Raw genomic sequence first — 23,172 nt, forward strand, 5'->3', positions numbered from 1 at the left:
GTCCACGCGCAAGGGCCGGACGACCTGTACGCAGCTGCCACCAAAGAGGAAGCCGAAACGCTGGCTGCTCAGCAAAACGAGCTGGTGCCGCTGGCGAAGTGCATCGTGATCGTCAGCCCTTGGTCTCCGGTTGATCACTGGAAAACCTTGGCCGAGCAAAACGCGGAGGATGCCAAGTACCTGCGCAATGGCTGGAAGGCCGATCTGAATGAGCTCATTGCTGCCAAAGCGGAAATTCTCGCGCTTAGCAAAAACGTGATCGATATGACCCGCGAGGACTTCGACGCGACGCTGAACAACCTGCGTCGAATGGGCGCCAGCATCGACGGAGAAAATGCCTACAAGCGCGACTTGTGCGACAGCATCGCCGGCACCATGGCGTTCGGATACCAAAACACCAACCACCCACCCGAAGGCCATTGGGCGAAACGCTTCTGGGACATGGGCCGGGCCGAAGGTGAGATGCGTGAAGAGCTGACCGCGGCGCTGAAGCTGAACCGCGAGAACCTTCGCGCCTGCCAGGCCACCATCCATTATGCCGGCGGCTTCGATCCGGCCTACGTGACCGACGCCCAGGCCGCGATGAAGGTGGCCGACGACGTTATGGCCAAGTACCCGCCGCTCAACCCCGCATAGACCCCGGACGGGGAAGAGGCATCCCATGAAGCGTGAACTGATCAAGATCAGCGAATTTCAGCGGCGGCGCTGGGGCGAAAACGGGACACCGCCCTGCCCCCAAGCAATCCGCAACTACATCCGAGACGGCAAGCTCCCGGGCGAGCAGATCGGCAAACTCTGGTATATCGATTGGGCGGCGTTCAACAAAGCCGCCGGTAACGATCTCGTCGCTATGGTATTGAAAGGAGCTGCATGATGGTCCCACGGCCGCGCAACAAGTCGAACAAAGGCTTGCCGCAGAATCTTTACCTTGATGACCGGCGCGGCACTTACCGGTACCGCCGCCCGACTGATGGGAAGTGGTTTCAGTTCGGCACCGACCGGCTCAAGGCTGTGGATGCGGCCAAGCAACTGAACTTGGCATTCATGCAGGGCGCCGACCTGGTCGGCGTGGTACTGGGCGAATCAGCCGAGTTGTTCACCGCCTTCCTGGATGACTACGAGAAGAATATGCTGCCGCCGCGCGAGCTGTCGAAGGGAACGCTCGGGCTTTATGCCGTGCATTTCCGCAGATTTCGACGTGAGTTCGAAGGAAAGGCCGTTGATCAGATCTCGATCCGCATGATCGCCCAAATGCTCGACCTATTGACGCCGCGCACCGCCAACCAGTGCCGGGCGCTGCTGATCGACATTTTCAATCATGCGGCGGCCAAGGGACTGTGCCCTGATAACCCGGCGGCGAGCACAATCAACCGCATCGAAAAGAAAACCCGCAAACGCCACACGGTCGACGGACTTAAGGCGATTCGAGACAAGGCGCCCGCTTGGCTGCAAAACGCGATCGATTTGGCGCTTATCACTGCGCAGCGGCGCACCGATATCCTCGCGATGAAGTTCGAAGACGTGAAGGACGGCTATCTCTACGTGGTGCAGCAGAAGACTTCGAAAGCCAGTGACGCAGCTTGGATCAGGTTTAGGGTAACGCCCGAGCTGCAGCGCGTGATCAGCCACTGCCGTGACAACGTGGTGTCCCCATTCCTGGTACATCGCAGACCTGATCGTAAGCGGCAAAAGCAGGCCGAAACCAAAGAGCACTGGACCAAGGTTGAAGAGCGTTACCTGACGCGCGCATTTAAGGACGCCAGGGAGGCGGCGGATTGCTACAAAGGATGGAAGGAAGAAGAGATGCCAGGCTTCCACGAAGTCAGGGCGCTGTCGCTGCACCTGTACAAGAAAGCCGGAAAAGATGGGCAGAAGATTGCCGGGCACGCCAGCGAGGGGATGACCAAAAACTACCAGAAGGAGCACGCCGAGGTGATCTGGTCGGAGGCCGTTCCGGACCTCGATATAAGCGAAATCGCCGGATAGTTTTGCGCCAGTTTTGCGCGGGTTTTGCGCAAGCCAGAAATGAAAAAGGGAATCGAGCCGGTAAGTGGCTGATTCCCTTTACAAAATATGGTCGGGACGGAGTGATTCGAACACTCGACCCCTAGCACCCCATGCTAGTGCGCTACCGGACTGCGCTACGCCCCGACTAGGCGTTACTCACTGCTACTTCTGTGTTGCGGGTTCTTGCGAAAGCGTCGAGGAATATACCCTAAGCTTTTGAATGATGGAAGTATTTCGGCAAACCGCGCTATGTCACTTGCGCAGCACGACCAGGACATCTTCCAGCTCGACGATCATCTGCTTGATCAGCTGCTTGTACTGCAGCGAATCATCCTTGACCTCATCGCTGGACATGCGCAGACGCGCGCCGCCAATGGTGAAGCCCTGATCGTAAAGCAGCGCGCGGATCTGGCGGATCATCAGCACGTCCTGTCGCTGATAATACCGGCGGTTTCCGCGGCGCTTGACCGGGTTGAGTTGAGGAAACTCCTGCTCCCAATAACGCAGAACGTGCGGTTTGACCGCGCAGAGCTCGCTGACTTCACCAATGGTGAAGTAGCGTTTGCCGGGGATAGGCGGTAGCTCGTCGTTATGACTTGGTTCCAGCATAAGCCTCAACTCGGGCCTTCAGTTTCTGCCCTGGGCGAAAGGTGACCACACGGCGAGCGGTAATCGGGATTTCTTCCCCTGTCTTGGGATTCCGGCCCGGCCGCTGGCGTTTATCGCGCAGATCAAAATTGCCGAATCCGGACAATTTGACCTGCTCGTTATCTTCCAGAGCGTGCCTGATTTCCTCAAAGAACAGCTCGACCAGTTCCTTGGCTTCTCGTTTATTCAGGCCTAGCTCTTCGTACAGACGTTCGGCCATCTCAGCTTTCGTCAGAGCCCCCATACGCTACATCCTTAACGTGGCGTTTAACCTTGCCTCTAGCGAGGTGAGAATTTGCTGCGTCGAAGCGTTTACCTCATCGTCGGTAAGAGTGCGCGATGGATGTTGCCAGGTCAAGCCGACTGCAAGGCTTTTTCTAAGCGGATCAATGCCTTTACCCTGGTAAACATCAAACAGCCTGAGGTCTGTGAGCCATTCCCCTGCATTCTCACGAATTACGTCCAGCACGGCGGTCGCGCAAACATCACGATCGGCCAGCAGCGCCAGGTCGCGACGCACTTCCGGGAAGCGTGAAAGCTCATGGAATTTCGGCAGGCGGCCTGTCGCAACTTCAGCCAGAACCAGTTCGAAAACGAATACCGGACGATCAAGGCCCAGGGTCTTCGACAGTTCCGGGTGCAGCGCGCCGATGTAGCCGACTTCACGGCCGTCGCGCTCGATACGCGCGGTCTGGCCCGGGTGCAATGCGGGATGGCTTCCGGGTACGAAACGGAAATCATCCTGCGCACCGGCGAAGCCCAGTACTGCCTCGACGTCAGCCTTGACGTCGAAGAAGTCGACGACATCGCGGCCCTGCGCCCAGCCTTCGGGCAGACGGCTGCCGCAGATCACACCGGCCAGCATCGGTTCTTGCTTCAGACCTTCCAGTTGGCCGACGAAACGCAGCCCGCTCTCGAACAAGCGCACGCGATCCTGCTGGCGATTGAGGTTGTGCTGCAGCGACTTCACCAGACCCGGCCATAGGGACGAACGCATCGCCGACATATCAGCCGAGATCGGATTGGCCAGCAGCAGCGGCTCAACACCCGGGCTGAACAGCTCGAACCATTTCTGATCGATGAAGCTGTAAGTAATTGCTTCCTGATAACCGCGCGCCACCAGCAGACGACGCAAGGCCGGCAGATCACTCTGGGCTTCGGCACGCGGTTGCGGGGCGAGACGCGCCTGCGGGTAACGAACCGGCAAACGGTTGTAACCGTGAAGGCGGGCCAGTTCCTCGATCAGATCGACTTCGAGGGTGATATCAAAGCGATGACTTGGCACTTCGACGCGCCATTGCTCGCTGGCGTGAGGCGCGACGGTCAGACCAAGCGCGGTCAGCAGGCGCTCGATTTCCGCGGCGTCCATCTTCATGCCCAGCATTTGCTCGATACGCTCGGCACGCAGAATGATCGGCTCAACCGAAGGCAGGTGCTGATCGCTGACGGTCTCGATGACCGGGCCGGCTTCACCGCCCGTGATCTCCAGAAGCAGGCCAGTGGCACGCTCCATGGCTTCGCGGGCCAGCTGCCAGTCAACGCCGCGCTCATAGCGATGGGACGCGTCGGTGTGCAGACCATACGAACGCGCCTTGCCGGCAACGGCAATCTGATCAAAAAAGGCGCTTTCGATGAAGATGTCGCGGGTCGTCGCGGACACGCCGCTGTGCTCGCCACCCATGACACCGGCGATGGCCAAAGCACGCTGGTGGTCGGCGATGACCAGGGTATCAGCGCGCAGGCTGACTTCCTGTCCATCCAGAAGCACGAGCTTCTCGCCCTCTTCTGCCATGCGCACGCGGATACCGCCATTGATTTCGGCAAGGTCAAACGCATGCAGCGGCTGACCCAGCTCAAGCATCACGTAGTTGGTGATGTCGACTGCGGCGTCGATGCTGCGGACGTCCGAGCGACGCAGCCGCTCTACCATCCACAGCGGCGTAGGGCGCGACAGGTCGACATTGCGGATGACGCGACCCAGATAACGTGGGCATGCCGCAGACGCGATCAAGTCAACGGGCCGCACTTCATCGTGCACGGCCGGAACCACTGCAATCTGTGGACGCGTGACGACTGCGTCATAGAGCGCACCCACTTCACGGGCCAGACCCGCGACCGACAGGCAGTCGCCACGGTTGGGCGTCAGGTCGACTTCGATGCTCGCGTCGTCCAGTTCCAGATAGACGCGTACATCCTGGCCAACCGGCGCGTCGGCCGGCAGCTCCATCAAGCCGTCGTTGCCCTCGCCCACCTGCAGCTCGGCCTGAGAGCACAGCATGCCGTTGGACTCGACGCCACGCAGCTTGGCTTTCTTGATCTTGAAATCGCCCGGCAATGCGGCGCCGATCATGGCAAACGGAATCTTCAGACCGGGACGCACGTTTGGCGCGCCACACACAACCTGAAAAGTCTCGGCACCGTTGCTGACCTGGCAAACGCGCAGCTTGTCAGCGTCCGGGTGCTGCTCGGTGCTCAGCACTTCGCCCACCACAACACCGCTGAAAACGCCCGCTGCCGGCGTGACGCTGTCTACTTCAAGGCCGGCCATCGACAGACGAGCAACCAGCTCGTCGCGGGACACCTGCGGGCTAACCCAGCCGCGCAGCCATTGTTCACTGAATTTCATCCTGCTCTCCTAAAGAATTCGTTACGGGCGACCTAGCGAAATTGCGCGAGGAACCGCAAGTCGTTGTCGAAGAACAGGCGCAAGTCGTTGACGCCATAGCGCAGCATCGCCAGACGCTCCACGCCCATGCCGAAGGCGAAGCCCTGGAATTCTTCCGGATCGATGCCTGACATGCGCAGCACGTTCGGGTGCACCATGCCGCAGCCCATGACTTCTAGCCAGCCGGTTTGCTTGCAGACACGGCAACCTTTGCCGCTGCACATCACGCATTCCATGTCGACTTCGGCCGAAGGCTCGGTAAACGGGAAATACGAGGGACGGAAACGCACTGCCAGCTCTTTTTCAAAGAACACGCGCAGGAATTCCTCGATGGTGCCTTTCAGGTCGGCGAAGTTGATATCGCGGTCGACCAGCAGACCTTCGACCTGATGGAACATCGGGGAATGGGTGATATCGGAGTCACTGCGATACACACGGCCCGGGCAGACGATGCGGATCGGAGGCTTCTGCGATTCCATGGTGCGGACCTGAACCGGCGAGGTATGGGTGCGCAGCAGCATGTTCGCATTGAAATAGAAGGTGTCGTGCATCGACCGGGCCGGGTGGTGGCCTGGGATGTTGAGCGCTTCGAAGTTGTGATAATCGTCTTCGACCTCAGGGCCTTCGGCAATGCCGTAGCCGATGTGGGTGAAGAATTGCTCGATTCGTTCCAGAGTGCGGGTAACCGGATGCAGACCGCCAGTGGTCTGGCCACGGCCCGGCAGGGTCACGTCAATGGATTCGGCCGCGAGCTTGGCCGCGAGATCAGCCTCCTCGAACGACGCCTTGCGCGCATTGAGAACCTCTGTGACACGCTCCTTGGCTTCGTTGATCAGCGCGCCGACTTTTGGACGCTCATCAGCCGGCAGATTTCCCAGGGTCTTCATCACCTGAGTCAATTCGCCCTTCTTGCCAAGGTACAGAACCCGGATTTGCTCCAGGGCATTGATATCTTCGGCGCTTTGCACGGCCTCAAGTGCTTGAGAGACCAGCGCGTCCAGGTTTTCCATGTACAGACTCCAGATACAAAATAGGGGAAGAGCTTACAAGGCTCTTCCCCTATTTATGACGTTTAACACCGAACCCCGAGCGGGGTCCGGTGATTGCCGGGGACTTAGGCCAAAGTGGCTTTAGCTTTCTCGACAATCGCAGCAAACGCCGCTTTTTCATTCACTGCCAGATCAGCCAGAACCTTGCGGTCGATCTCGATCGACGCTTTTTTCAGGCCAGCGATGAAACGGCTGTAGGACAGACCGTTGATACGCGCACCAGCGTTGATACGAGCGATCCACAGAGCGCGGAACTGACGTTTTTTCTGACGACGGTCACGGTAGGCGTATTGGCCAGCCTTGATTACCGCTTGCTTGGCAACACGGAATACGCGTGAACGCGCGCCGTAGTAGCCTTTAGCAAGTTTCAGAATTTTTTTGTGACGCTTACGGGCAATGACGCCACGCTTTACACGAGCCATGAGTTAATTCCTCTGTTCTTGATCAAAATTAGCAAAGGCGCAGCATGCGCTTGACTTTTGCCACGTCGGACGGATGCAGCAAGCTGCTTCCACGCAATTGACGCTTACGCTTTGTCGACATTTTGGTCAGGATGTGGCTCTTGAAAGCGTGCTTGTGCTTGATGCCATTCGCGGTTTTCAAAAACCGCTTAGCTGCACCACTTTTAGTCTTCATCTTTGGCATGTTCGGATACTCCGCATTCAGTTGATAAACATAACCGCAAGGCCTGCCGTGCCCTGGTGGTTATTTCTTCTTTTTCGGGGCGATGACCATGATCAGCTGGCGTCCTTCCATCTTAGGATGCTGTTCGACCGAGCCGTATTCGAGCAGGTCAGCTTCAACCCGCTTCAACAGCTCCATCCCCAGCTCCTGGTGGGCCATCTCACGACCGCGAAATCTCAAGGAAATCTTGGCCCTGTCCCCGTCACTCAGGAAACGTACCAGGTTGCGTAGTTTTACCTGGTAATCCCCTTCCTCCGTCCCTGGACGAAACTTGATTTCTTTAACCTGGATCTGCTTCTGATTCTTCTTGGCGGCAGCAACCTGTTTCTTCTTCTCGAAGATCGATTTGCCGTAGTCCATCAGTTTGCAAACAGGGGGTACTGCATCGGCGGAAATTTCCACCAGATCCAGCTTGGCCTCTTCAGCCTTAAGAAGCGCGTCTTCAATTGACACAATCCCAAGCTGCTCACCCTCAGCCCCAATTAAACGAACCTCACGTGCCGAGATATTCTCGTTGATCGGGGCTTTCGGTGCAGCTCGTTTATCTTGTCTCATTTCACGCTTAATAATAATTACTCCGAATCTTGGCGACCACGCCGGGAAACCGCTTGTGCAAGGAACTCCGAGAACTGGGCGACCGGCATCGAGCCAAGGTCTGCGCCTTCACGTGTACGCACAGCGACAGTTTGTGTTTCAACCTCCCGATCCCCAATCACCAGGAGATACGGAATTTTGAGCAACGTATGCTCGCGGATTTTAAAGCCGATCTTTTCATTTCTCAAGTCGGACTTGGCACGGAATCCGCTTTGCGCCAATGTTTTTTCCACCTCAAGGGCAAAATCAGCCTGTTTATCAGTGATATTCATGATCACTGCTTGAGTTGGAGCAAGCCACGCCGGGAAGGCGCCTTCGTAGTGCTCGATCAGGATTCCGATGAAGCGCTCGAAGGAGCCAAGGATTGCGCGGTGCAACATGACCGGGTGCTTGCGACCGTTGTCTTCCGACACGAATTCGGCGCCCAGACGGATCGGCAGGTTGAAATCGAGCTGCAGAGTACCGCATTGCCAGACGCGACCCAAGCAATCCTTGAGAGAAAATTCGATCTTCGGACCGTAGAACGCGCCCTCGCCCGGTTGCAAATCGTACGGCAGACCAGCGCTGTCAAGGGCTGCAGCCAGTGCCGACTCGGCGCGATCCCACAATTCATCGGAACCGACGCGCTTCTCAGGACGGGTCGACAGCTTCATTTCGATGTCTTTGAAACCGAAATCGGCGTAGACAGCCATGGTCAGCTTGATGAACGCGGCGGATTCAGCCTGCATTTGCTCTTCGGTGCAGAAGATGTGCGCGTCGTCCTGGGTGAACGCCCGCACGCGCATGATGCCGTGCAGCGCGCCCGAAGGTTCGTTACGGTGGCAAGCGCCGAATTCGGCCAGACGCAGTGGTAACTCGCGGTAGCTTTTCAGGCCCTGATTGAACACCTGTACGTGGCACGGGCAGTTCATCGGCTTGATGGCGTAGTCGCGGTTTTCCGACTCGGTGGTGAACATGTTCTCGGCGTAGTTGGCCCAGTGGCCGGACTTCTCCCACAGGGAGCGGTCGACGACCTGAGGCGTCTTGATCTCCAGGTAGCCGTTCTCGCGCTGAGTCTTACGCATGTACTGCTCGAGAACCTGGTAGAGCGTCCAGCCGTTCGGGTGCCAGAAGACCATCCCCGGCGCTTCTTCCTGGGTATGGAACAGGCCCAGACGCTTGCCGATCTTGCGGTGATCGCGTTTCTCGGCTTCTTCGATGCGCTGGATGTAAGCAGCCAGCTGCTTCTTGTCGGCCCACGCCGTGCCGTAAACGCGCTGCAGCTGCTCGTTCTTGGCATCGCCGCGCCAGTAGGCGCCAGACAACTTGGTCAGCTTGAATGATTTCAGAAAACGCGTGTTCGGCACGTGCGGACCGCGGCACATGTCGACGTATTCTTCATGGTAATACAGGCCCATGGCCTGCTCGTTCGGCATGTCTTCGACCAGACGCAGCTTGTAGTCTTCGCCACGGGACGTGAACACCTCGATCACTTCCGCGCGCGGCGTGACCTTCTTGATGACGTCGTAATCCTTCTCGATGAGCTGCTGCATGCGCTGCTCGATCGCCGCCATGTCGTCCGGCGTAAAAGGACGCTCGTAGGCGATGTCGTAATAGAAGCCATCATCGATGACCGGGCCGATCACCATCTTTGCAGTCGGATACAGCTGCTTGACGGCATGGCCGACCAGGTGCGCGCAGGAGTGCCGAATGATCTCCAGGCCTTCCTGATCCTTGGGGGTGATGATTTGCAGGCTCGCATCGGTATCGATGATGTCGCTGGCATCAACCAGTTGACCGTTGACCTTGCCGGCCACGGTGGCTTTGGCCAGGCCTGCACCAATGGAAGCTGCGACCTCGGCAACGGATACCGGGTGATCGAAAGAACGTTGACTGCCGTCGGGAAGAGTAATAGTTGGCATGGCGCCTCCTCTCCTAGTGGTGACCCCTACCAAAGGTCACGTGGGTGGGATAGAGCCAGTACGCGATTCGGTGGTATGCCTGCCTCACAGTGGCAGGAGCCCGAAGGCCAACCTGAAGACCGAACCAGAGTGACTGGAACTTACGAAATCGACAGAACTTGCAGCAGGGCAACGGGGCCCCGCCAGATGCGAGCTAATCTGCAGGCGCGCATGCTATCACAGGGTTACGGCGGGGTCAGCTAAACGGTAGAAGGTGGCTTGTGCCTTACGGCGACCGAGCCGCACGTGGCGAGGTCCACGGAACTGGTGCGCGTCGAAGGCCTCAGATTATCGGTAGTACATGTTCAAGGCCGGAAACCTCGACGGCCCAACGACAAAACCGACATAAAGGAATCCACCATGAAGCTTCTACGCGTTGCCGCCCTCCTCGCCCCGCTGGCCCTGACCCTGCCCCTCAGCGCTCATGCCGCGATGGATGCGAAGACCAAGACCAGCTACATGAACGAATGCACCACTGCAGCCGCCCAGAGCAATCCATCGATGGACGCAAGCGCCGTCAAAGCGCATTGCGAGTGCGGCGCTCAGCAGATCAATCAGAATTTCTCGGATAAGGAGATCGCGTCGCTGAATGACAAAACGACGCCTCCCAGTACCGATATGACCTCTCGCCTGCAGGCTGCAGTCAGCAAAAACTGCCTGAACGGCAAAAAATAAAAAATTTACATTTCCTTGATGCGCCCGACCGGTGCGTAAATAAACAGGTAGCGGCTACGACCCTGAAGCCCGCGAATTCAGCGGGTTTCAGGGCTGATGAGAAGGTTCGCTGCCAAACGCGCCAACGGGGCTGAACAGGCCTGAAAGGCCCATTTGGAGCGTTATATCGAAGATGCTGACGCAAAGTTCTAATTGAAAAAGTCCAGCATTCACACAATTCGACTATGATAGCGCTCGTGTGCCCAGTTGGCCTGAGCAACACAGCACTACTGAAAATTATGTTCCTGGAGATACACCATGTCTAATCGCCAATCCGGCACCGTAAAATGGTTCAACGATGAAAAAGGCTTCGGCTTCATCACCCCACAGGGTGGCGGCGACGACCTTTTTGTACATTTCAAAGCCATTGAATCCGACGGTTTCAAAAGCTTGAAAGAAGGCCAGACTGTTTCCTTCGTGGCTGAGAAAGGCCAAAAGGGCATGCAAGCTGCTCAGGTTCGCGCGGAGTAATCCCAGCGATCTGAAAAAACCCCGTCACTGACGGGGTTTTTTTATGCCTGCGATTTCATCTTGCGGTGACGTTACCCGCAATTGACGCGGTTTACCTTCCCCGAATCATCGGTGTTCAGATTCAGACGATCCGAGCGGTATTCCAGCGTGACCATGTCATGGGGACCGAGCACCCTGGCCGTCTGTGCGCCGGCCTTGACCTTGGCCTGATCCAGCAATGCGGCTGACGCCGGCTTGCCAACGGCGAACTGCACCGCTGCTGCATCACAGCGGGCGTAGCCGTCGACGGAGCTGGCCGGGGAACTGGCGACGCCCTCCTCAGGCTGACTCGAAGACTGCGACATGCTGCTGCAACCGGCCAGCAGCGCTGCGGCGAGCACCAGACCCGATGATGCATATTTCCAGGGCATACAACCTCCTAACGTTTTTCCAAAGCTGAACCTCTGCGACAGCGGTCGAGCGGCTTCGTTTCGCCAAGCCCGGGCCAGGCCACGCAAGCGCGCCCCGTCGCAGGCAGCGCAGGAGTCTGCCCCAGGCATCGTCTGCCGGGCGCAATCAATCGTGACAAAACGTTAAAGCGGTGCCCGCAGGACGCGCTGCACAGGACGAGCGCGACTCAATAGACGTCGACGTAATCCGTGGAGGGGTCGGCCCAGTTGTCGCGAAGGGCATTGTAGATCTGCGTCACCCAGACCGCGTCGCTGGCCGCAACCGGCCCGACGCACCCTGACCCCGCAGCCCAGGTTTCCAGGCGAAACAGCAGCCCGCCGATGTCCACGCCGCCCACCACGTCGCTGGAGATCCACGCGCGGCCGTCGCGACCGACGCGCAGCTGGTTGTGAACGCCATCCCGTGCAGCCGCGATCATTTGCCGGACCGCGTCGTGGGTGAAGGAATCGGGATTATTGAGATCGATAGACACGGTTTGCACTCTCGTTACTGTGCACCGCGCGACGGGATGCCGCGCGGCGCAGCTTTCTGATTTACTTCAAAAGGGCCAAGCGCTGGGTCAGCAGATCAAAAAAGCCCTGAGCATCGCCGTTTTCGACCCAGAACACATTTTTGTTCTGAGCGAGGGTGTCGTACCAGTCGGCAATGGTCTGACCGTGGGTGACGCCTTCACGGTTGTCGATCACCAGATTGACCTGCCTGCCGCTGAACAGCTCCGGCTTGATCAGCCAGGCAATTACGCTCGCATCATGTACCGGCCCGCCGGGCAGGCCGTAATGGACCATGTCAGCCTTGACGTACTCGTTGAGGATACCGCTGACCAGTTTGCCCGCCTGATTGTTCAGGCCATCGATCTGCTTGATGCGCGCTTCGCTGGTGAGGATCTTATGGGTGACATCCAGCGGCACGTAGGTCAGCTTCACACCGCTGGCCAGCACGACCTTCGCCGCATCGGGATCGGCGTAGATATTGAACTCGGCCACGGGGGTGATGTTGCCGCCGTTGAAGTGGGCGCCGCCCATGACCACCACCTCCTTGATCCCCTGGGTGATGTCCGGCGCTTGAATCAGCGCCAGCGCCAGATTGGTCTGCGGGCCGAGCATGGCGATGGTGATGCTGTGGGGCGCCGCCTTCCGCAAGGTGTCGACCAGATATTGCACGGCATTGCCTTCAGCCAATGGCTTTTTCGGCTCGTGCACTTCTACGCCGGGAAGGCCTTCCTTGCCATGGATGTTCTCGGCGTAGATCGGCGTGCGCACCAGCGGGCGGCCTGCACCGGCGTAAACCGGCACCTCTTCGCGACCAGCCCACTCCCGTGCCAACCGTGCGTTACGCGAGGTCTTGTCGATGCGCACGTTGCCCGCCACGGTGGTGATTGCCATGACATTCAGTTCTTGCGGTGACGCCAGCGCCAGCAGCAACGCGACAACGTCGTCGGCGCCCGGGTCGGTATCGATGATCACGTCGCGCTTCTCGGCGGCATGCACCGACGTGGCGGATAAAATGGCCAACAGCGCGGCACTCCTGATCAGTCCGGTGAAAAAATGACGGGTTGTATTCATGGGAACTCCTTGTTCCTGACTGCTGAAAATAAAGAACCGACGTTAAAAAACCACGCCCGCCACCAACGCGATGTTGGTGTATGGCTGGCATTCGCCGGTGCGAATGATAGCCCGAGCGCCACGGCTGAGGTGTTTCAGCGCGTCATGACTCACCAGGCGCTGCTCGCCCAGCCCGCCCGACACATGCAAGGCCGAGACTGCAGCCAGGGCTGGAGGCTGTTTCGACAGCATCTCTTCGGCCAGGACATGACTCTCGACCTGCATCTCGGTCAGCACCACGTTCAGCACGCTGAGGAAGTCGGGCACTCCGTGTGTGAGTGCCAGGTCGATCAGTTCGACGCCGGCCGGAACGGGCATGCCCGCATCGACGATCATCAGAATGTCGCCATGGCCCAGAGATGCGATGGCGCGGGACAAGGCGATGTTGAGCAAGGGTGTTTTTTTCATGATTGATGGCCCTGTGCGGGTGCAGCAAAGGCCTGAACCTCGGCGAACGTAGGAATGGAAGGCTGCGCGCCGGAGCGGGTCACGGACAGTGCCGCTGCGACCTGGCCGAAGCGAATGGCTTCAGATTCGGACTTGCCGTCGGCCAGAGCCGCTGCAAAACCGCCGACGAAGGTATCGCCCGCTGCCGTGGTGTCAACAGGCTGGACCTTCGGCGCCGGGAAGTGCTCGGAACGCGTTTTGCTGGCAAACAAGGCGCCCTGCTCGCCCAGCGTGACGATGACTTTACTCACACCAGCCGCGAGCAATGCCGAGGCGGCAGCGTCTGCGCTGGCGGTGCTGTCTACCGGAATACCGGTCAAGGCGGTTGCCTCGCTTTCATTGGGAATCAGGTAATCAATCCAGGCGAACCATTCAGCTGGCAGCGGGCCACTGGCCGGCGCCGGGTTGAGGATCACGGTCTTGCCCAGTTCATGGCCGCGCTTGAGCACATGGCCAACAGTGTCGAGCGGCACCTCGAGCTGGCAGATGATGACTTCAGCCTGGGACAGCAAGGCGTCGAAGCTGTCCACCACGGAGGCGGTGACGTGGCCATTGCCGCCGGCCACGATGACAATTGCATTCTGGCTGCTGTCATCGACGACGATCAAGGCGACGCCGGTGGACTCTCCGCCAACGCGGGTCACTGCCTGACAATCGATGCCTTCGGCCAGCAGCGCGGAGCGAAGCTGCTCGCCATAGGCGTCATCGCCGACACAGCCGACCATGGCGACACTGGCGCCCAGTCGCGCCGCCGCTACGGCCTGATTGGCGCCCTTGCCGCCCGGTACAGTGACGAACGACTGCCCCGCCAGGGTTTCTCCGGCTCGCGGCAAACGCGGCGCACGCGTTACCAGGTCCATGTTCAGGCTGCCCACTATCACTACTTTTGCTTGCATGACGTCTACTCTTCAGAACGCTTTCAGAACACTGTTTTAGACCGGGCAAAGCGCCCGGCTCAACGAAGCTGGGTGAATGCCCGGGGTGGAGGCGCGGTGGATTCGCGCAGCACAATGCTCGGTGCAACGATCAGGTGTTCGACAGGGGGTTCGCCCCGCGAAGAGATCCGCCGCAGCAGCGCTTCGGCAGCGCGCTCGCCCAGTTGCAGAATGGATTGGCCGACGGTGGTCAGGGCCGGGTAGACATATTGGCTCATCTGGATGTCGTCGAAGCCAATCACCGAAAGATCGGCTGGCACCCGCACGTTACGTTCGGCAGCAGCGCGCAACACGCCGATGCCGACCATGTCGTTGGCCGCGAAAATCGCCGTTGGCGGATGGTGCTCCAGCAGTTTTACCGCCGCGAGATAGCCACTGGGGCCGGTGAAATCGCTTTCCACCACCCAGTCTTCCGGCACGTTGATCGAGGCTTCCTGCATGGCGCGGTGATACCCCGCCAGACGCATCTTCGCCACGCTGGTCTGCGCCGGGCCGCAAATACAGGCGATGTGCCGGTGGCCCAGGGACAAGAGATGCGAGGTCGCCAGATACCCGCCCAGCTCATGGTCGATGCGCACCAGATCAGCCGTTACGCCGTCCAGGTCGCGGTCGACGATGACCATCGGCGTGCGCACTGCGGACAAGCCTTCGACGAGGCTGTCACCGCCGCCCACCGACGACACGATCAGGCCGTCAACGCGTTTTTCCAGGAGCACGCGCAGGTAGCTGCGCTGCTTTTCGGGATTGTCATCGGAATTGCAGAGGATCACGCAGAAGCCGTTACGCTCGCAGTAATCCTCGATGCCCCGAGCCAGTTCGGCGAAGTACGGGTTGATGCCATTGGGAATCAACAGGCCGATCGTCGCTGTGGCCTTGGCCTTCAGCGACCGTGCAACGGCGCTGGGCACGTAGTCCAGCTGCACGATGGCGGCCTCGACCTTCTTGCGTACTGCTTCGCTGACCGGTCGGGTGCGGTTAAGGACGTGTGACACCGTGGTGTAGGAAATCCCGGCAATCGCCGCTACATCCTTGATGGTTGCCATGTCAGCCGCGCCGCCGCGCGCGATTGCTGCGGTAGGTATCGAGCACCACGGCGACGACGATCACGGCGCCGGTAATGATGCGTTTGGTTGGCTCGGTCGCGCCAATCTGCGCCAGCCCTGCCGCCAGTACGGAAATGATCAGTACGCCGAAGAAGGTGCTGATCACCGAACCGCGTCCACCCATCAGGCTGGTGCCGCCGATGACCACCGCCGCAATCACTTGCAGCTCCAGGCCGGAACCGGCGTTGGGGTCAGCGGCTTCCAGACGTGAAATCTGGAACAGCGCAGCAACGCCCGCCAGCAGGCCCATCAGCGAGAACACGAGGATCTTGTAAGGCTTGGGGTTGATGCCCGCCAGGCGCACGGCTTCCTCGTTGGTGCCGATGCCGATGAGGTAGCGACCGAACACGGTGCGCGTCAGCACGGCCTGGGCGGCGAAGATGACGATCAGCGCAATGACGAACGACGGTGAGATACCGAACGCAAAGGGATTGGACAGCCACGCGAAGGAGTCGCCGATGTACGCGGTGCGCGAGTCAGTCATCTGGTACGCCACGCCGCGCGCCATTTCCAGCACGCCAAGGGAGACGATGAACGAGGGAATGCGCCACGCCACGGTGATCGAGCCGGTCAGCGTGCCCGCCGCCGTTGCGCAGGCGATGCCCAGCAACGCCGACGGAAACACGCCCCAGCCCCAGCCGAGCATGGCCACACTGACCGCCGACGCCGCCAGCGCCAGCACCGAACCGACCGACAGGTCGATGCCGCCGATGATCAGGATGAACGTCATGCCGACCGCCAGCACCATCAGGTCGGGAATCTGGTTGGCCAGGGTGCTGAAGGTTTCGTACGAGAGGAAATGATCGCTGAGCAACGAGAACAGCACGATCATCGCCAGCAAGGCGCCTGCCAGCCCCAGGTAAGTGCCCAGGCCGAAGTAGTTGCCGCTGCGCTTGCCCGGAGACGGCAGCGAGGCAGGAGTAGTAGAAGTTTTCATCAGTCGATCCTGGGCGCGGCTTCAGACAGCAGCGCGTCACGTTTTTGATAGCCCGCGAAGGCAGCGGCAAGCAGTTCGTCCTGGGTCCAGGTGTCGCGCTCGAAGGTGTCGATCAAGCGCCCGGCAGACAGCACGCCGATGCGGTCGCAGATCAGCATCAACTCGCGCAGATCACTGGAAACCACCACCAGCGCCCTGCCCTGACGGGTCAGTTCACCCAGCAGCGCGTAGATGTCGAACTTGGCGCCGACATCGATGCCGCGCGTGGGCTCGTCGAATAACATCACTTGGCAATCGCGCTCCAGCCAGCGGCCGATCACCACCTTCTGCTGATTGCCGCCGGACAGTTCCGACACCAATTGAGTCGGGCTGGAACTGCGAATGCGCATGGCGCCTACCTGGCGCTGGGCCAAAGCGATCTCCGAATTGCCATTGACCACGCCGGCACTGGAAATGGCTTCCATGTTGCCCAGCGCGATGTTGGCGCTGATCGATTGCGACAGCAGCAGGCCTTCGCCCTTTCGATCTTCGGTGATCAAGGCGATGCCATGCCCCACGGCGTCCACCGGCGATTTGATCTGCACGCTGCGCAGCGGACTGCCCACTTCGATGCTGCCGCTGTCGGCCACGTCCGCGCCGTAAATCAGCCGCAGCAACTCGGTACGCCCGGCACCGATCAGACCGGAAATGCCGAAGATTTCGCCGGCCCGGACATCAAAGGAAACGTCGCGGACCTTGTCGGAGCGATTCAAGCCTTTGACCGACAGCGCCACCGCGCCGATCTTGCGCTCGCCCAGATCGATCTGCTCGCCCAGTTCGCGGCCGACCATCAGCGTGACCAGTTGCTCGCTGTTGTAATTGGCCATGAAGTCCACGCAGACCAGCTTGCCGTCTCGCAGCACAGCGATGCGCTGCGCAACGCGGGCCAGCTCTTCAAGGCGGTGGGAGATGTAAATGATGGAAACGCCACGGTCCTGCAGGCGAGTGATCTGCTCGAAGAGCATTTCCACCTCGCGCGCCGTCAACATCGCCGTGGGCTCGTCAAGAATCAGCACGTGGCAGTCGCCGATCAGGTTGCGGGCGATTTCGACCATCTGCTGATGGCCGATGCCCAGTTCGCTGACCAGCGTGTCGGGGTCGATGGCCTCGAGGCCGACCTGAGCCATGGCCTTGATCGCATCTTCGCGCAGCTTGCGGCGATTGATGAAACCGGCGCGGCTGGGCAGGTTATCGAGAAACAGGTTTTCCGCAACCGACAGCGTCGGCAGCAGATTGAGTTCTTGCATGACCATGCGCACGCCGAGTTTTTCGGCCTGGGTGCGACTGGCAGGCTGGTAGGGTTGCCCCTGGAATTGCATCTGGCCGGTGGTCGGTGTGACCAGGCCGCCGATGATTTTCGACAGGGTGCTTTTGCCGGCGCCGTTTTCCCCGGTCAAGGCCAGCACTTCCCCGCGCATCAGCGTCAGGTCGATGTCACCGAGTACGGGTTGGGCGTAGGTTTTGCCAATACCACTGACAGATAGAACAGCGGCCTGAGCAGACGCTGACATAACGATCTCCACGCGCCTGCCCTCACGGGCAGGCGGTACATATTTGGAAAACTGCGGGTTTGGAAGGTGCTGAGTGAAATTCCAGGCCGGCTTATTGCGGCTTGGTCACCAGCTCGACCGGGGTTTCGATCACGCCGTTGGTGATCTCGAGCTTGTCGCCCTTGACCATTTTCAGAGCGGTGTCGATACCGAACACAGCCTGACGCGCGGCGAACTGGTCAGCGGTGGCCAGAATGCGGCCGTCCTTCAGCATCGGCTTGATGGCATTGATGTTGTCGTAGCCGACGACCTGGACCTTGCCCGCCTTGCCTGCCGCACGCACGGCCGAAACAGCGCCCAGCGCCATGCTGTCGTTACCGGCCAGCAGCGCTTTCAGGTTCGGGTACTCGTTGAGCATGGCGGATGCGACCGCATTGCCCTTGTCAATTTCCCAGTTACCCGACTGCGTGGAAACAATCTTCATCTGCGCAGCGTCCATCGCGTCCTTGAAGCCAGCGGTGCGTTGCTGCGCGTTGGTGGTGGTCGGTACGCCTTCGATGATGCCGACTTCATCACCCGCAGTCAGTTGCTTGGCCAGGTAGTCGCCCACCAGCTTGGCGCCCTTGCGGTTGTTCGGGCCTACGAAAGGTACTTCCATGCCTTTGCTTTTCAGCACGTCGGCGTCGAGCTGGTTGTCGATATTGACGACTTTGATGCCCGCGTCCATGGCCTTCTTCAGGACCGACGCCAGCGCTTTGGAGTCCGCAGGGGCAATGACCAGCGCGTCGACTTTCTTGACGATCATCTGATTGACGATGTCGATCTGCGCGGCCGTGTCGGACTCGTTCTTGATGCCGTTGGAGATCAGGTCAAAATCAGCGGAATGCAGTTTTTGATAGTCCTTGGCGCCGTCTTCCATGGTCAGGAAGAATTCATTGGCCAGGGATTTCATCACCAGCGCGACGGTCGGTTTTTTCGCGTCGTCGGCAAAGGCGGATGAGAGAGGCAGGGTTACAGCGGAAGCGGTGAGCATGGCAACAGCAAGAAGGCGTGCAGCGAATGGCAGCTTCATGGAATCACTCCGATATTATGATTGTTGTTATCGGCAGCGTTTACGCGTCAGGGGCGGAATCGACGGAATCGCAAACGTTTGCGTGAGCGAAACTATGGGAATCGTTTCGACTTTTGTCAACTGGGCAAATCAAGCAATGAGGGTACGGGCGGGGGCTCGCCCTGCTCCTCCGATCGCCCTTGCAGCGCTGATGGCCTGCACCCTGAATCGGAGGATAGAAAGGAAAGATGAATCCTGCAGCTGCTGCTATGAAGGTTGCTGATGAATTACGCGCGTTCCTGATAAGCGGTTGAGCGGCGGCGGGCAGCGTGCAGCTTGAGCTCGTCTTTCAACTTGGCAATCAAATTGGCAATGGCGCGACTGGAATTGAGAGAACTGACCGGAATGCCCGCAGCGAGCAAATCGGCGTGGCCCCTTTCGCGATCAAATATCTGCACCATTATTTGATCCTTGGCATCGATGGTGCATTTGCACCTGGCGGGGAGAAAACCTGATTCGACGATATGGCAGAGTTCAAGTGTGGACATCATGGCAAATTTCCTTATTTGGTTATGCACTGTGGATATCCCACGGGAGCAGCAATTCCAAGAGTTTCTCAAGAATGGGACGAACGGACATGATTCAGATCAAGAAGTCTGAGCCCATGGATGATTCAGAGAGACTAAGGGTTAGGCCTCAATCAGGCCGGCGCTGCACATACGACCTGCTGGATGGCGTAAATGGCGCGGGTTTGACGAAGTCATCGGTCCGACAAGTCAGTAAGCTGGGCGCCATCGAAAATGGCCATTAGCCAATATCCTTTAGAGGCAGTGAACTAATCACGCACGCCACGGCCTGAGGGGCTCGCGCTGCAAAATGGCAGTCGCTGCACAAGCAAGATTTCTACCGTATTTGGAGCACATGATGGGTCGGGCGAACAACGAGTTTGAGTTCTGGTGGGGCACTTCAGGGCCTTGGGTCGAGCCGCCGAATGTGCGCCGCAACGGCACCAGCGGTGTGCAACGCGTGGTGCACGATGGCAAGACGCTTTACGTCAAACGCCAGACCGGCCATCTGTTCCGCAGCTTGCGTTATCCCACTGGCCGCCCGACTGCGCTGCGTGAGGGCATCGCGCTGACAAAACTTGAGGAGCTGGGCGTCAACGCGCCACGACCTGTGTTTTACGGCGCACGCAAGGTCGCGGGTGTATGGCAAGGCGTTCTGGTGACGAAGGATCTGGGCGGTTTCATCGACCTCGATACCTGGTACGCCCAGGGCGGCGCCAGCACCTTGAGCGTCGAGCAGCATCAGCGTCTTTTCAAGCGTCTCGCTGAAACGCTGGCGAAGATGCACCTGGGCAAGTGGCAGCATGGTTGCATGCGCTCCAAGCACATCTTCATCAAGGCGACGGTCACCGACACCCGGTTTGATTTCGAGCTGGCGCTGCTGGATCTGGAAAAATCCCACGGGCGGATCACCACCATGGGCGCTGCGCGTCACGACATTCCTCAGCTCAGAAGGCACTCTTTCTGGGACGAGTCCCAGTGGCAGTACTTCCTGTCGTGCTACGAGCAGGCCATCGGCCGAGCCTTTTAAGCGAAGCTGCTACGGTAGTCAGAGCGCCCTTCACACCAGGCAAGACCGGGCGTGAGGGGCTTGGCCGGTCAAGAGGCTTGACCGGCCTGCTCGCTGATCAATGCCGGCACTGCCGGGCCGCTGATCACCTGCGCCACTTTGGATGCAATATCAGCGCGGCTGAAGGGCTTGGCCAGCACCTCGAAGCCGGCAATCTGCGTCGACGACTCGCTGGTATAGCCTGTCACGACCAGGACCGGCAGCGCAGGCAGCACTTCGCGCAGACTCAGGGCGAGCTGGGTGCCGCTCTTTTCTGCCATTAGTTGATCGGTGATAAGCACGTCCGGCCGCAACCCGGCGCCGACCATTTGCTCGGCAGCGGACGGCGACGCTGCCTCGGTCACCCGGTAGCCCAAGTCACGCAATTGCAGCGCAACGGTGTAGCGGACCAGTTCCTCGTCGTCGACCACCAGTACGTGAAATGGGTGATCCGCGCCGAGCGCCGAGTCGCCATCGCCTTCTGCCACTTTCAACACATCGGCGCTGGACACCGGCAGCCAGATGTCAACGCGCGTGCCGAGGCCCGGCGTCGACTGAATATCAAAACCGCCGCCCGATTGCAGGGCCAAGCCCTGCATCATCGACAGTCCAAGACCGGTGCCCTTGCCGACGCCCTTGGTTGAGTAGAACGGCTCAACACAGCGTTGCAGCACCTCTTCGCTCATACCGCTGCCGTTATCCGACACCGTCAGCCTGACGTAGCTACCCTGCGACGGCGCCGGGCCCAGCCCCGGGCTGTCGGCAACCACTTCAGGGCGGGCGCTGATTTTCAGGTAACCACGTTCGGCAATCGCATCACGGGCGTTTACCGCGAGATTGAGCACGCCCAGCTCGAGCTGATGGGGATCAATGAGGATGTTTGGCAGGTCTGCAGGAATCTCGACAATCACTTCGATGGTCGGGCCCAGCGAACGCTGAATGAGGTCACGCATGTCGTTGACCAGACTGTGCAGCGCCACGACCTGAGGCTTGAGCGTCTGCCGGCGGGCAAAGGTCAGCAAACGGCCCACCAGAATTCGCGCGCGATCCGCCGCCTGCAGCGCGGCGTCGATAAGCCGATGGGAGCGGTCGTTGCTGACCGGCTGGCGCCGCAGCAATTCCAGAGACGTCATGATCGGCGTCAGCAGGTTGTTGAAGTCATGGGCGATGCCGCCGCCCAACTGCCCGACCATCTCGATCTTGCGCGACTCGTGCAGCAGCGAAATGGCCGCCTCGCGCTCGGCCACCATGGTGGCGACGCGCTGTTCGAGGCTTTCGTTGAGCTCGATCAACTGATGTTCAGCGCCGACTCGGGCGGAGATGTCCACGCACACAAACAGCAACCCGCTCAGTTGCTGCTGCCCATCAAGCAGAGGCGTGACGTGGGTCTGCACCCAGACGACCGAACCGTTTGCGCGCACGTGGTGCTGGGTCAGTTCGAAGGGCGCCTCGGCGGTCAGGAAATTCTCGTAAAACATAGGCTGCGCGTCGGCAGCCAGGTCGTTTTGCAATTGGAGAATCGAACGACCGGCGATCGCTCGGCGCTGCAGCCCCATGATGTCGCAGTAGCGATCATTAACCTGCTGAAACACGCCTCGGTGATCGCACAGCGCAATCCCGGCGCCAGCCTGGTCGAACATCCCGGCCAATTGCGCGGAACTGGCATGCAGTGCCGATTCAGCCCGGGTGTGATTGATCCATTGCCAGCCCAGCTTGGCGGCTTCTTCAATGATGTGGATGTCGTGGGGGCTACAGACCCTCTGCCCTTCGAACTCAACGGTGAACACGCCGGCCAGTGTGTCATGGCGCATCAGTGGGACATGCACAGACAGACTCACTGAGCCGTCCGACTGAGGTGCAACGGCGTGAAGGTCAACAGGAACGGAATCGGCTTTTGCCGTCGCTTGCACAGTGACGCCCTGGCGCAACGCAGCGCAGGTGTCATCGCTGATGCAGATCAGCCCTGATCGGGCCACCACGTCACCCTGGCGATATTCACGGCGAATGAAAAAATCGCCCTTCTCGTCGTCTGCTTCCGCAAGATGGACACGGGCGGCGCCCAGTTCGCGACCGACACGCCGGATGACGCCCGCTTCGATCTGCTCGGGGTCGCGATTGGAGGGAAAGGCCTGGCCCAGCTCAAGCAGCAGCGCCTGACAACGCTCGAAATGCACACGCTCGGTGGTTTCAGTGACAACGCAGAGCACGCCGCCAACAGCCCCATCGGGCTGGTAAACCGCCGAATAGGAAACGTCAAAGTAAACGGTTTCACCGTAGCCGTGGCGTTCGATATAAAAGGCACGGTCCTTGGCAGCAAAGGTTTGCCCGGTTTCGCGCACGCCGCGCAGCAGCGGCTCGAGGTCGTCCCAGAGCTCGCGCCAATTCTCGAGGGCGGGCCGGCCGAGGGCGCGGGGGTGTTTCTCGCCGATGCTCGGCGCATAGGCGTCGTTGTACAGCGCCACAAATTCGGGCCCCCAGAAGAGCACGATCTGGGCCTGCACGGGAAGAATTGTGCCCATCAGGGTTTTCAGAGTGTCCGGCCACTCGGAGGGCGCGCCGAGGGGCGACCCATCGATCAATGGGGACTGAAGCAGATCACCGACCGCACCGCCGTTGGCAAGGAAACGCAGGGGTGCTGCGCTGAACCCGGTGTTGGGTGGGGTATCCATAATTAGGGCCTGACAGGAAGTATCGTGAGCAGATTGCCTCGCTTAGAGCGACGGTAATGCGAAG

General features: G+C 59.6%; 25 protein-coding genes and 1 tRNA gene. 6 read left to right on the forward strand and 20 right to left on the reverse strand.

Annotated features, from left to right (window positions below):
- The first annotated feature begins 264 nt into the window (after positions 1-264).
- The 3 genes from ACYAR8_RS08510 to ACYAR8_RS08520 are packed head-to-tail and all read left to right on the forward strand — an operon-like array spanning position 265 to position 1,986.
- Positions 265-636, forward strand: a complete 372-nt coding sequence (locus tag ACYAR8_RS08510; RefSeq protein ID WP_463579663.1) for a hypothetical protein — start codon at positions 265-267, stop codon at positions 634-636.
- A gap of 25 nt (positions 637-661) precedes the next feature.
- The gene (locus tag ACYAR8_RS08515) at positions 662-874 is read left to right on the forward strand and encodes a hypothetical protein (RefSeq protein ID WP_282372619.1); all 213 of its coding nucleotides are present in this window, start codon (positions 662-664) and stop codon (positions 872-874) included.
- Positions 874-1,986, forward strand: a complete 1,113-nt coding sequence (locus ACYAR8_RS08520; RefSeq protein WP_463579664.1) for a tyrosine-type recombinase/integrase — start codon at positions 874-876, stop codon at positions 1,984-1,986. The genes ACYAR8_RS08515 and ACYAR8_RS08520 overlap by 1 nt, the downstream gene beginning before the upstream one ends.
- Positions 1,987-2,074: 88 nt before the next feature.
- Here the strand turns inward: ACYAR8_RS08520 and ACYAR8_RS08525 are convergent.
- The 9 genes from ACYAR8_RS08525 to thrS form a co-directional block, all read right to left on the reverse strand.
- A tRNA-Pro gene (locus ACYAR8_RS08525) sits at positions 2,075-2,151 on the reverse strand.
- 108 nt (positions 2,152-2,259) lie between these two features.
- Complete coding sequence (locus ACYAR8_RS08530) at positions 2,260-2,616, reverse strand: MerR family transcriptional regulator (protein ID WP_074887387.1); 357 nt, start codon at positions 2,614-2,616, stop codon at positions 2,260-2,262.
- On the reverse strand, positions 2,597-2,899 hold the full coding sequence (ihfA, locus tag ACYAR8_RS08535) for an integration host factor subunit alpha (protein ID WP_002553164.1): 303 nt from the start codon (positions 2,897-2,899) through the stop codon (positions 2,597-2,599). The genes ACYAR8_RS08530 and ihfA overlap by 20 nt, the downstream gene beginning before the upstream one ends.
- Before the next feature lie 3 nt (positions 2,900-2,902).
- Positions 2,903-5,281: a phenylalanine--tRNA ligase subunit beta gene (pheT, locus tag ACYAR8_RS08540; RefSeq protein WP_463579644.1), complete on the reverse strand. Its 2,379-nt coding sequence runs from the start codon at positions 5,279-5,281 to the stop codon at positions 2,903-2,905.
- Positions 5,282-5,313: 32 nt separating this feature from the next.
- Positions 5,314-6,330, reverse strand: coding sequence for a phenylalanine--tRNA ligase subunit alpha (gene pheS / locus ACYAR8_RS08545; protein ID WP_065991532.1), 1,017 nt, complete (start codon positions 6,328-6,330; stop codon positions 5,314-5,316).
- 104 nt (positions 6,331-6,434) lie between these two features.
- Complete coding sequence (rplT, locus tag ACYAR8_RS08550) at positions 6,435-6,791, reverse strand: 50S ribosomal protein L20 (protein ID WP_007905879.1); 357 nt, start codon at positions 6,789-6,791, stop codon at positions 6,435-6,437.
- Positions 6,792-6,819: 28 nt separating this feature from the next.
- Complete coding sequence (rpmI, locus tag ACYAR8_RS08555; RefSeq protein ID WP_003442181.1) at positions 6,820-7,014, reverse strand: 50S ribosomal protein L35; 195 nt, start codon at positions 7,012-7,014, stop codon at positions 6,820-6,822.
- A 60-nt stretch (positions 7,015-7,074) separates the two neighbouring features.
- Entirely contained in the window at positions 7,075-7,626 is a 552-nt protein-coding gene (gene infC, locus ACYAR8_RS08560; RefSeq protein ID WP_172613086.1) for a translation initiation factor IF-3, read from the reverse strand.
- Positions 7,626-9,548, reverse strand: coding sequence for a threonine--tRNA ligase (gene thrS / locus ACYAR8_RS08565; RefSeq protein WP_074887381.1), 1,923 nt, complete (start codon positions 9,546-9,548; stop codon positions 7,626-7,628). The genes infC and thrS overlap by 1 nt, the downstream gene beginning before the upstream one ends.
- A 399-nt stretch (positions 9,549-9,947) precedes the next feature.
- Here thrS and ACYAR8_RS08570 point away from each other — a divergent pair, with 399 nt between their 5' ends.
- Both ACYAR8_RS08570 and ACYAR8_RS08575 read left to right on the forward strand, forming a co-directional pair.
- Positions 9,948-10,262, forward strand: a complete 315-nt coding sequence (locus ACYAR8_RS08570) for a hypothetical protein (protein ID WP_074887376.1) — start codon at positions 9,948-9,950, stop codon at positions 10,260-10,262.
- Positions 10,263-10,559: 297 nt separating this feature from the next.
- Positions 10,560-10,772 (forward strand): cold-shock protein, encoded by a 213-nt coding sequence (locus tag ACYAR8_RS08575; protein ID WP_065991529.1) that lies wholly within the window; start codon positions 10,560-10,562, stop codon positions 10,770-10,772.
- A gap of 71 nt (positions 10,773-10,843) precedes the next feature.
- Here the strand turns inward: ACYAR8_RS08575 and ACYAR8_RS08580 are convergent, their stop codons facing one another.
- The 10 genes from ACYAR8_RS08580 to ACYAR8_RS08625 all read right to left on the reverse strand — a co-directional run bounded on the left by ACYAR8_RS08580 (position 10,844) and on the right by ACYAR8_RS08625 (position 19,376).
- The gene (locus ACYAR8_RS08580) at positions 10,844-11,182 is read right to left on the reverse strand and encodes an I78 family peptidase inhibitor (protein ID WP_074887374.1); all 339 of its coding nucleotides are present in this window, start codon (positions 11,180-11,182) and stop codon (positions 10,844-10,846) included.
- Between the two features lie 206 nt (positions 11,183-11,388).
- Positions 11,389-11,694 carry a hypothetical protein gene (locus tag ACYAR8_RS08585; protein ID WP_463579645.1) on the reverse strand — a complete coding sequence of 102 codons (306 nt, stop codon included), beginning with the start codon at positions 11,692-11,694 and terminating at the stop codon, positions 11,389-11,391.
- A gap of 61 nt (positions 11,695-11,755) precedes the next feature.
- Complete coding sequence (locus ACYAR8_RS08590) at positions 11,756-12,784, reverse strand: nucleoside hydrolase (RefSeq protein ID WP_463579646.1); 1,029 nt, start codon at positions 12,782-12,784, stop codon at positions 11,756-11,758.
- Between the two features lie 42 nt (positions 12,785-12,826).
- The gene (gene rbsD, locus ACYAR8_RS08595; protein WP_463579647.1) at positions 12,827-13,231 is read right to left on the reverse strand and encodes a D-ribose pyranase; all 405 of its coding nucleotides are present in this window, start codon (positions 13,229-13,231) and stop codon (positions 12,827-12,829) included.
- Complete coding sequence (gene rbsK / locus ACYAR8_RS08600) at positions 13,228-14,166, reverse strand: ribokinase (RefSeq protein ID WP_463579648.1); 939 nt, start codon at positions 14,164-14,166, stop codon at positions 13,228-13,230. The genes rbsD and rbsK overlap by 4 nt, the downstream gene beginning before the upstream one ends.
- Before the next feature lie 59 nt (positions 14,167-14,225).
- Positions 14,226-15,248 carry a LacI family DNA-binding transcriptional regulator gene (locus tag ACYAR8_RS08605; protein WP_463579649.1) on the reverse strand — a complete coding sequence of 341 codons (1,023 nt, stop codon included), beginning with the start codon at positions 15,246-15,248 and terminating at the stop codon, positions 14,226-14,228.
- A 1-nt stretch (position 15,249) separates the two neighbouring features.
- Positions 15,250-16,245 carry an ABC transporter permease gene (locus ACYAR8_RS08610; protein ID WP_463579650.1) on the reverse strand — a complete coding sequence of 332 codons (996 nt, stop codon included), beginning with the start codon at positions 16,243-16,245 and terminating at the stop codon, positions 15,250-15,252.
- A complete protein-coding gene (locus ACYAR8_RS08615; RefSeq protein ID WP_108120148.1) occupies positions 16,245-17,795 on the reverse strand; it encodes a sugar ABC transporter ATP-binding protein in 1,551 nt (516 codons plus the stop codon). Before ACYAR8_RS08615 ends, ACYAR8_RS08610 begins: the two co-directional genes overlap by 1 nt.
- A 91-nt stretch (positions 17,796-17,886) precedes the next feature.
- Positions 17,887-18,846 carry a sugar ABC transporter substrate-binding protein gene (locus tag ACYAR8_RS08620; protein ID WP_074887351.1) on the reverse strand — a complete coding sequence of 320 codons (960 nt, stop codon included), beginning with the start codon at positions 18,844-18,846 and terminating at the stop codon, positions 17,887-17,889.
- A gap of 266 nt (positions 18,847-19,112) precedes the next feature.
- Positions 19,113-19,376 carry a DUF1652 domain-containing protein gene (locus ACYAR8_RS08625; RefSeq protein ID WP_463579651.1) on the reverse strand — a complete coding sequence of 88 codons (264 nt, stop codon included), beginning with the start codon at positions 19,374-19,376 and terminating at the stop codon, positions 19,113-19,115.
- Positions 19,377-19,749: 373 nt separating this feature from the next.
- Between ACYAR8_RS08625 and ACYAR8_RS08630 the strand changes: the two genes are divergently transcribed.
- Positions 19,750-20,421 carry a lipopolysaccharide kinase InaA family protein gene (locus ACYAR8_RS08630; protein ID WP_108120144.1) on the forward strand — a complete coding sequence of 224 codons (672 nt, stop codon included), beginning with the start codon at positions 19,750-19,752 and terminating at the stop codon, positions 20,419-20,421.
- A gap of 68 nt (positions 20,422-20,489) precedes the next feature.
- Here the strand turns inward: ACYAR8_RS08630 and ACYAR8_RS08635 are convergent, their stop codons facing one another.
- Entirely contained in the window at positions 20,490-23,108 is a 2,619-nt protein-coding gene (locus tag ACYAR8_RS08635) for a PAS domain-containing protein (protein WP_463579652.1), read from the reverse strand.
- Positions 23,109-23,172: the final 64 nt, after the last annotated feature.

The organism is Pseudomonas sp. HP_01, assembly GCF_055284355.1.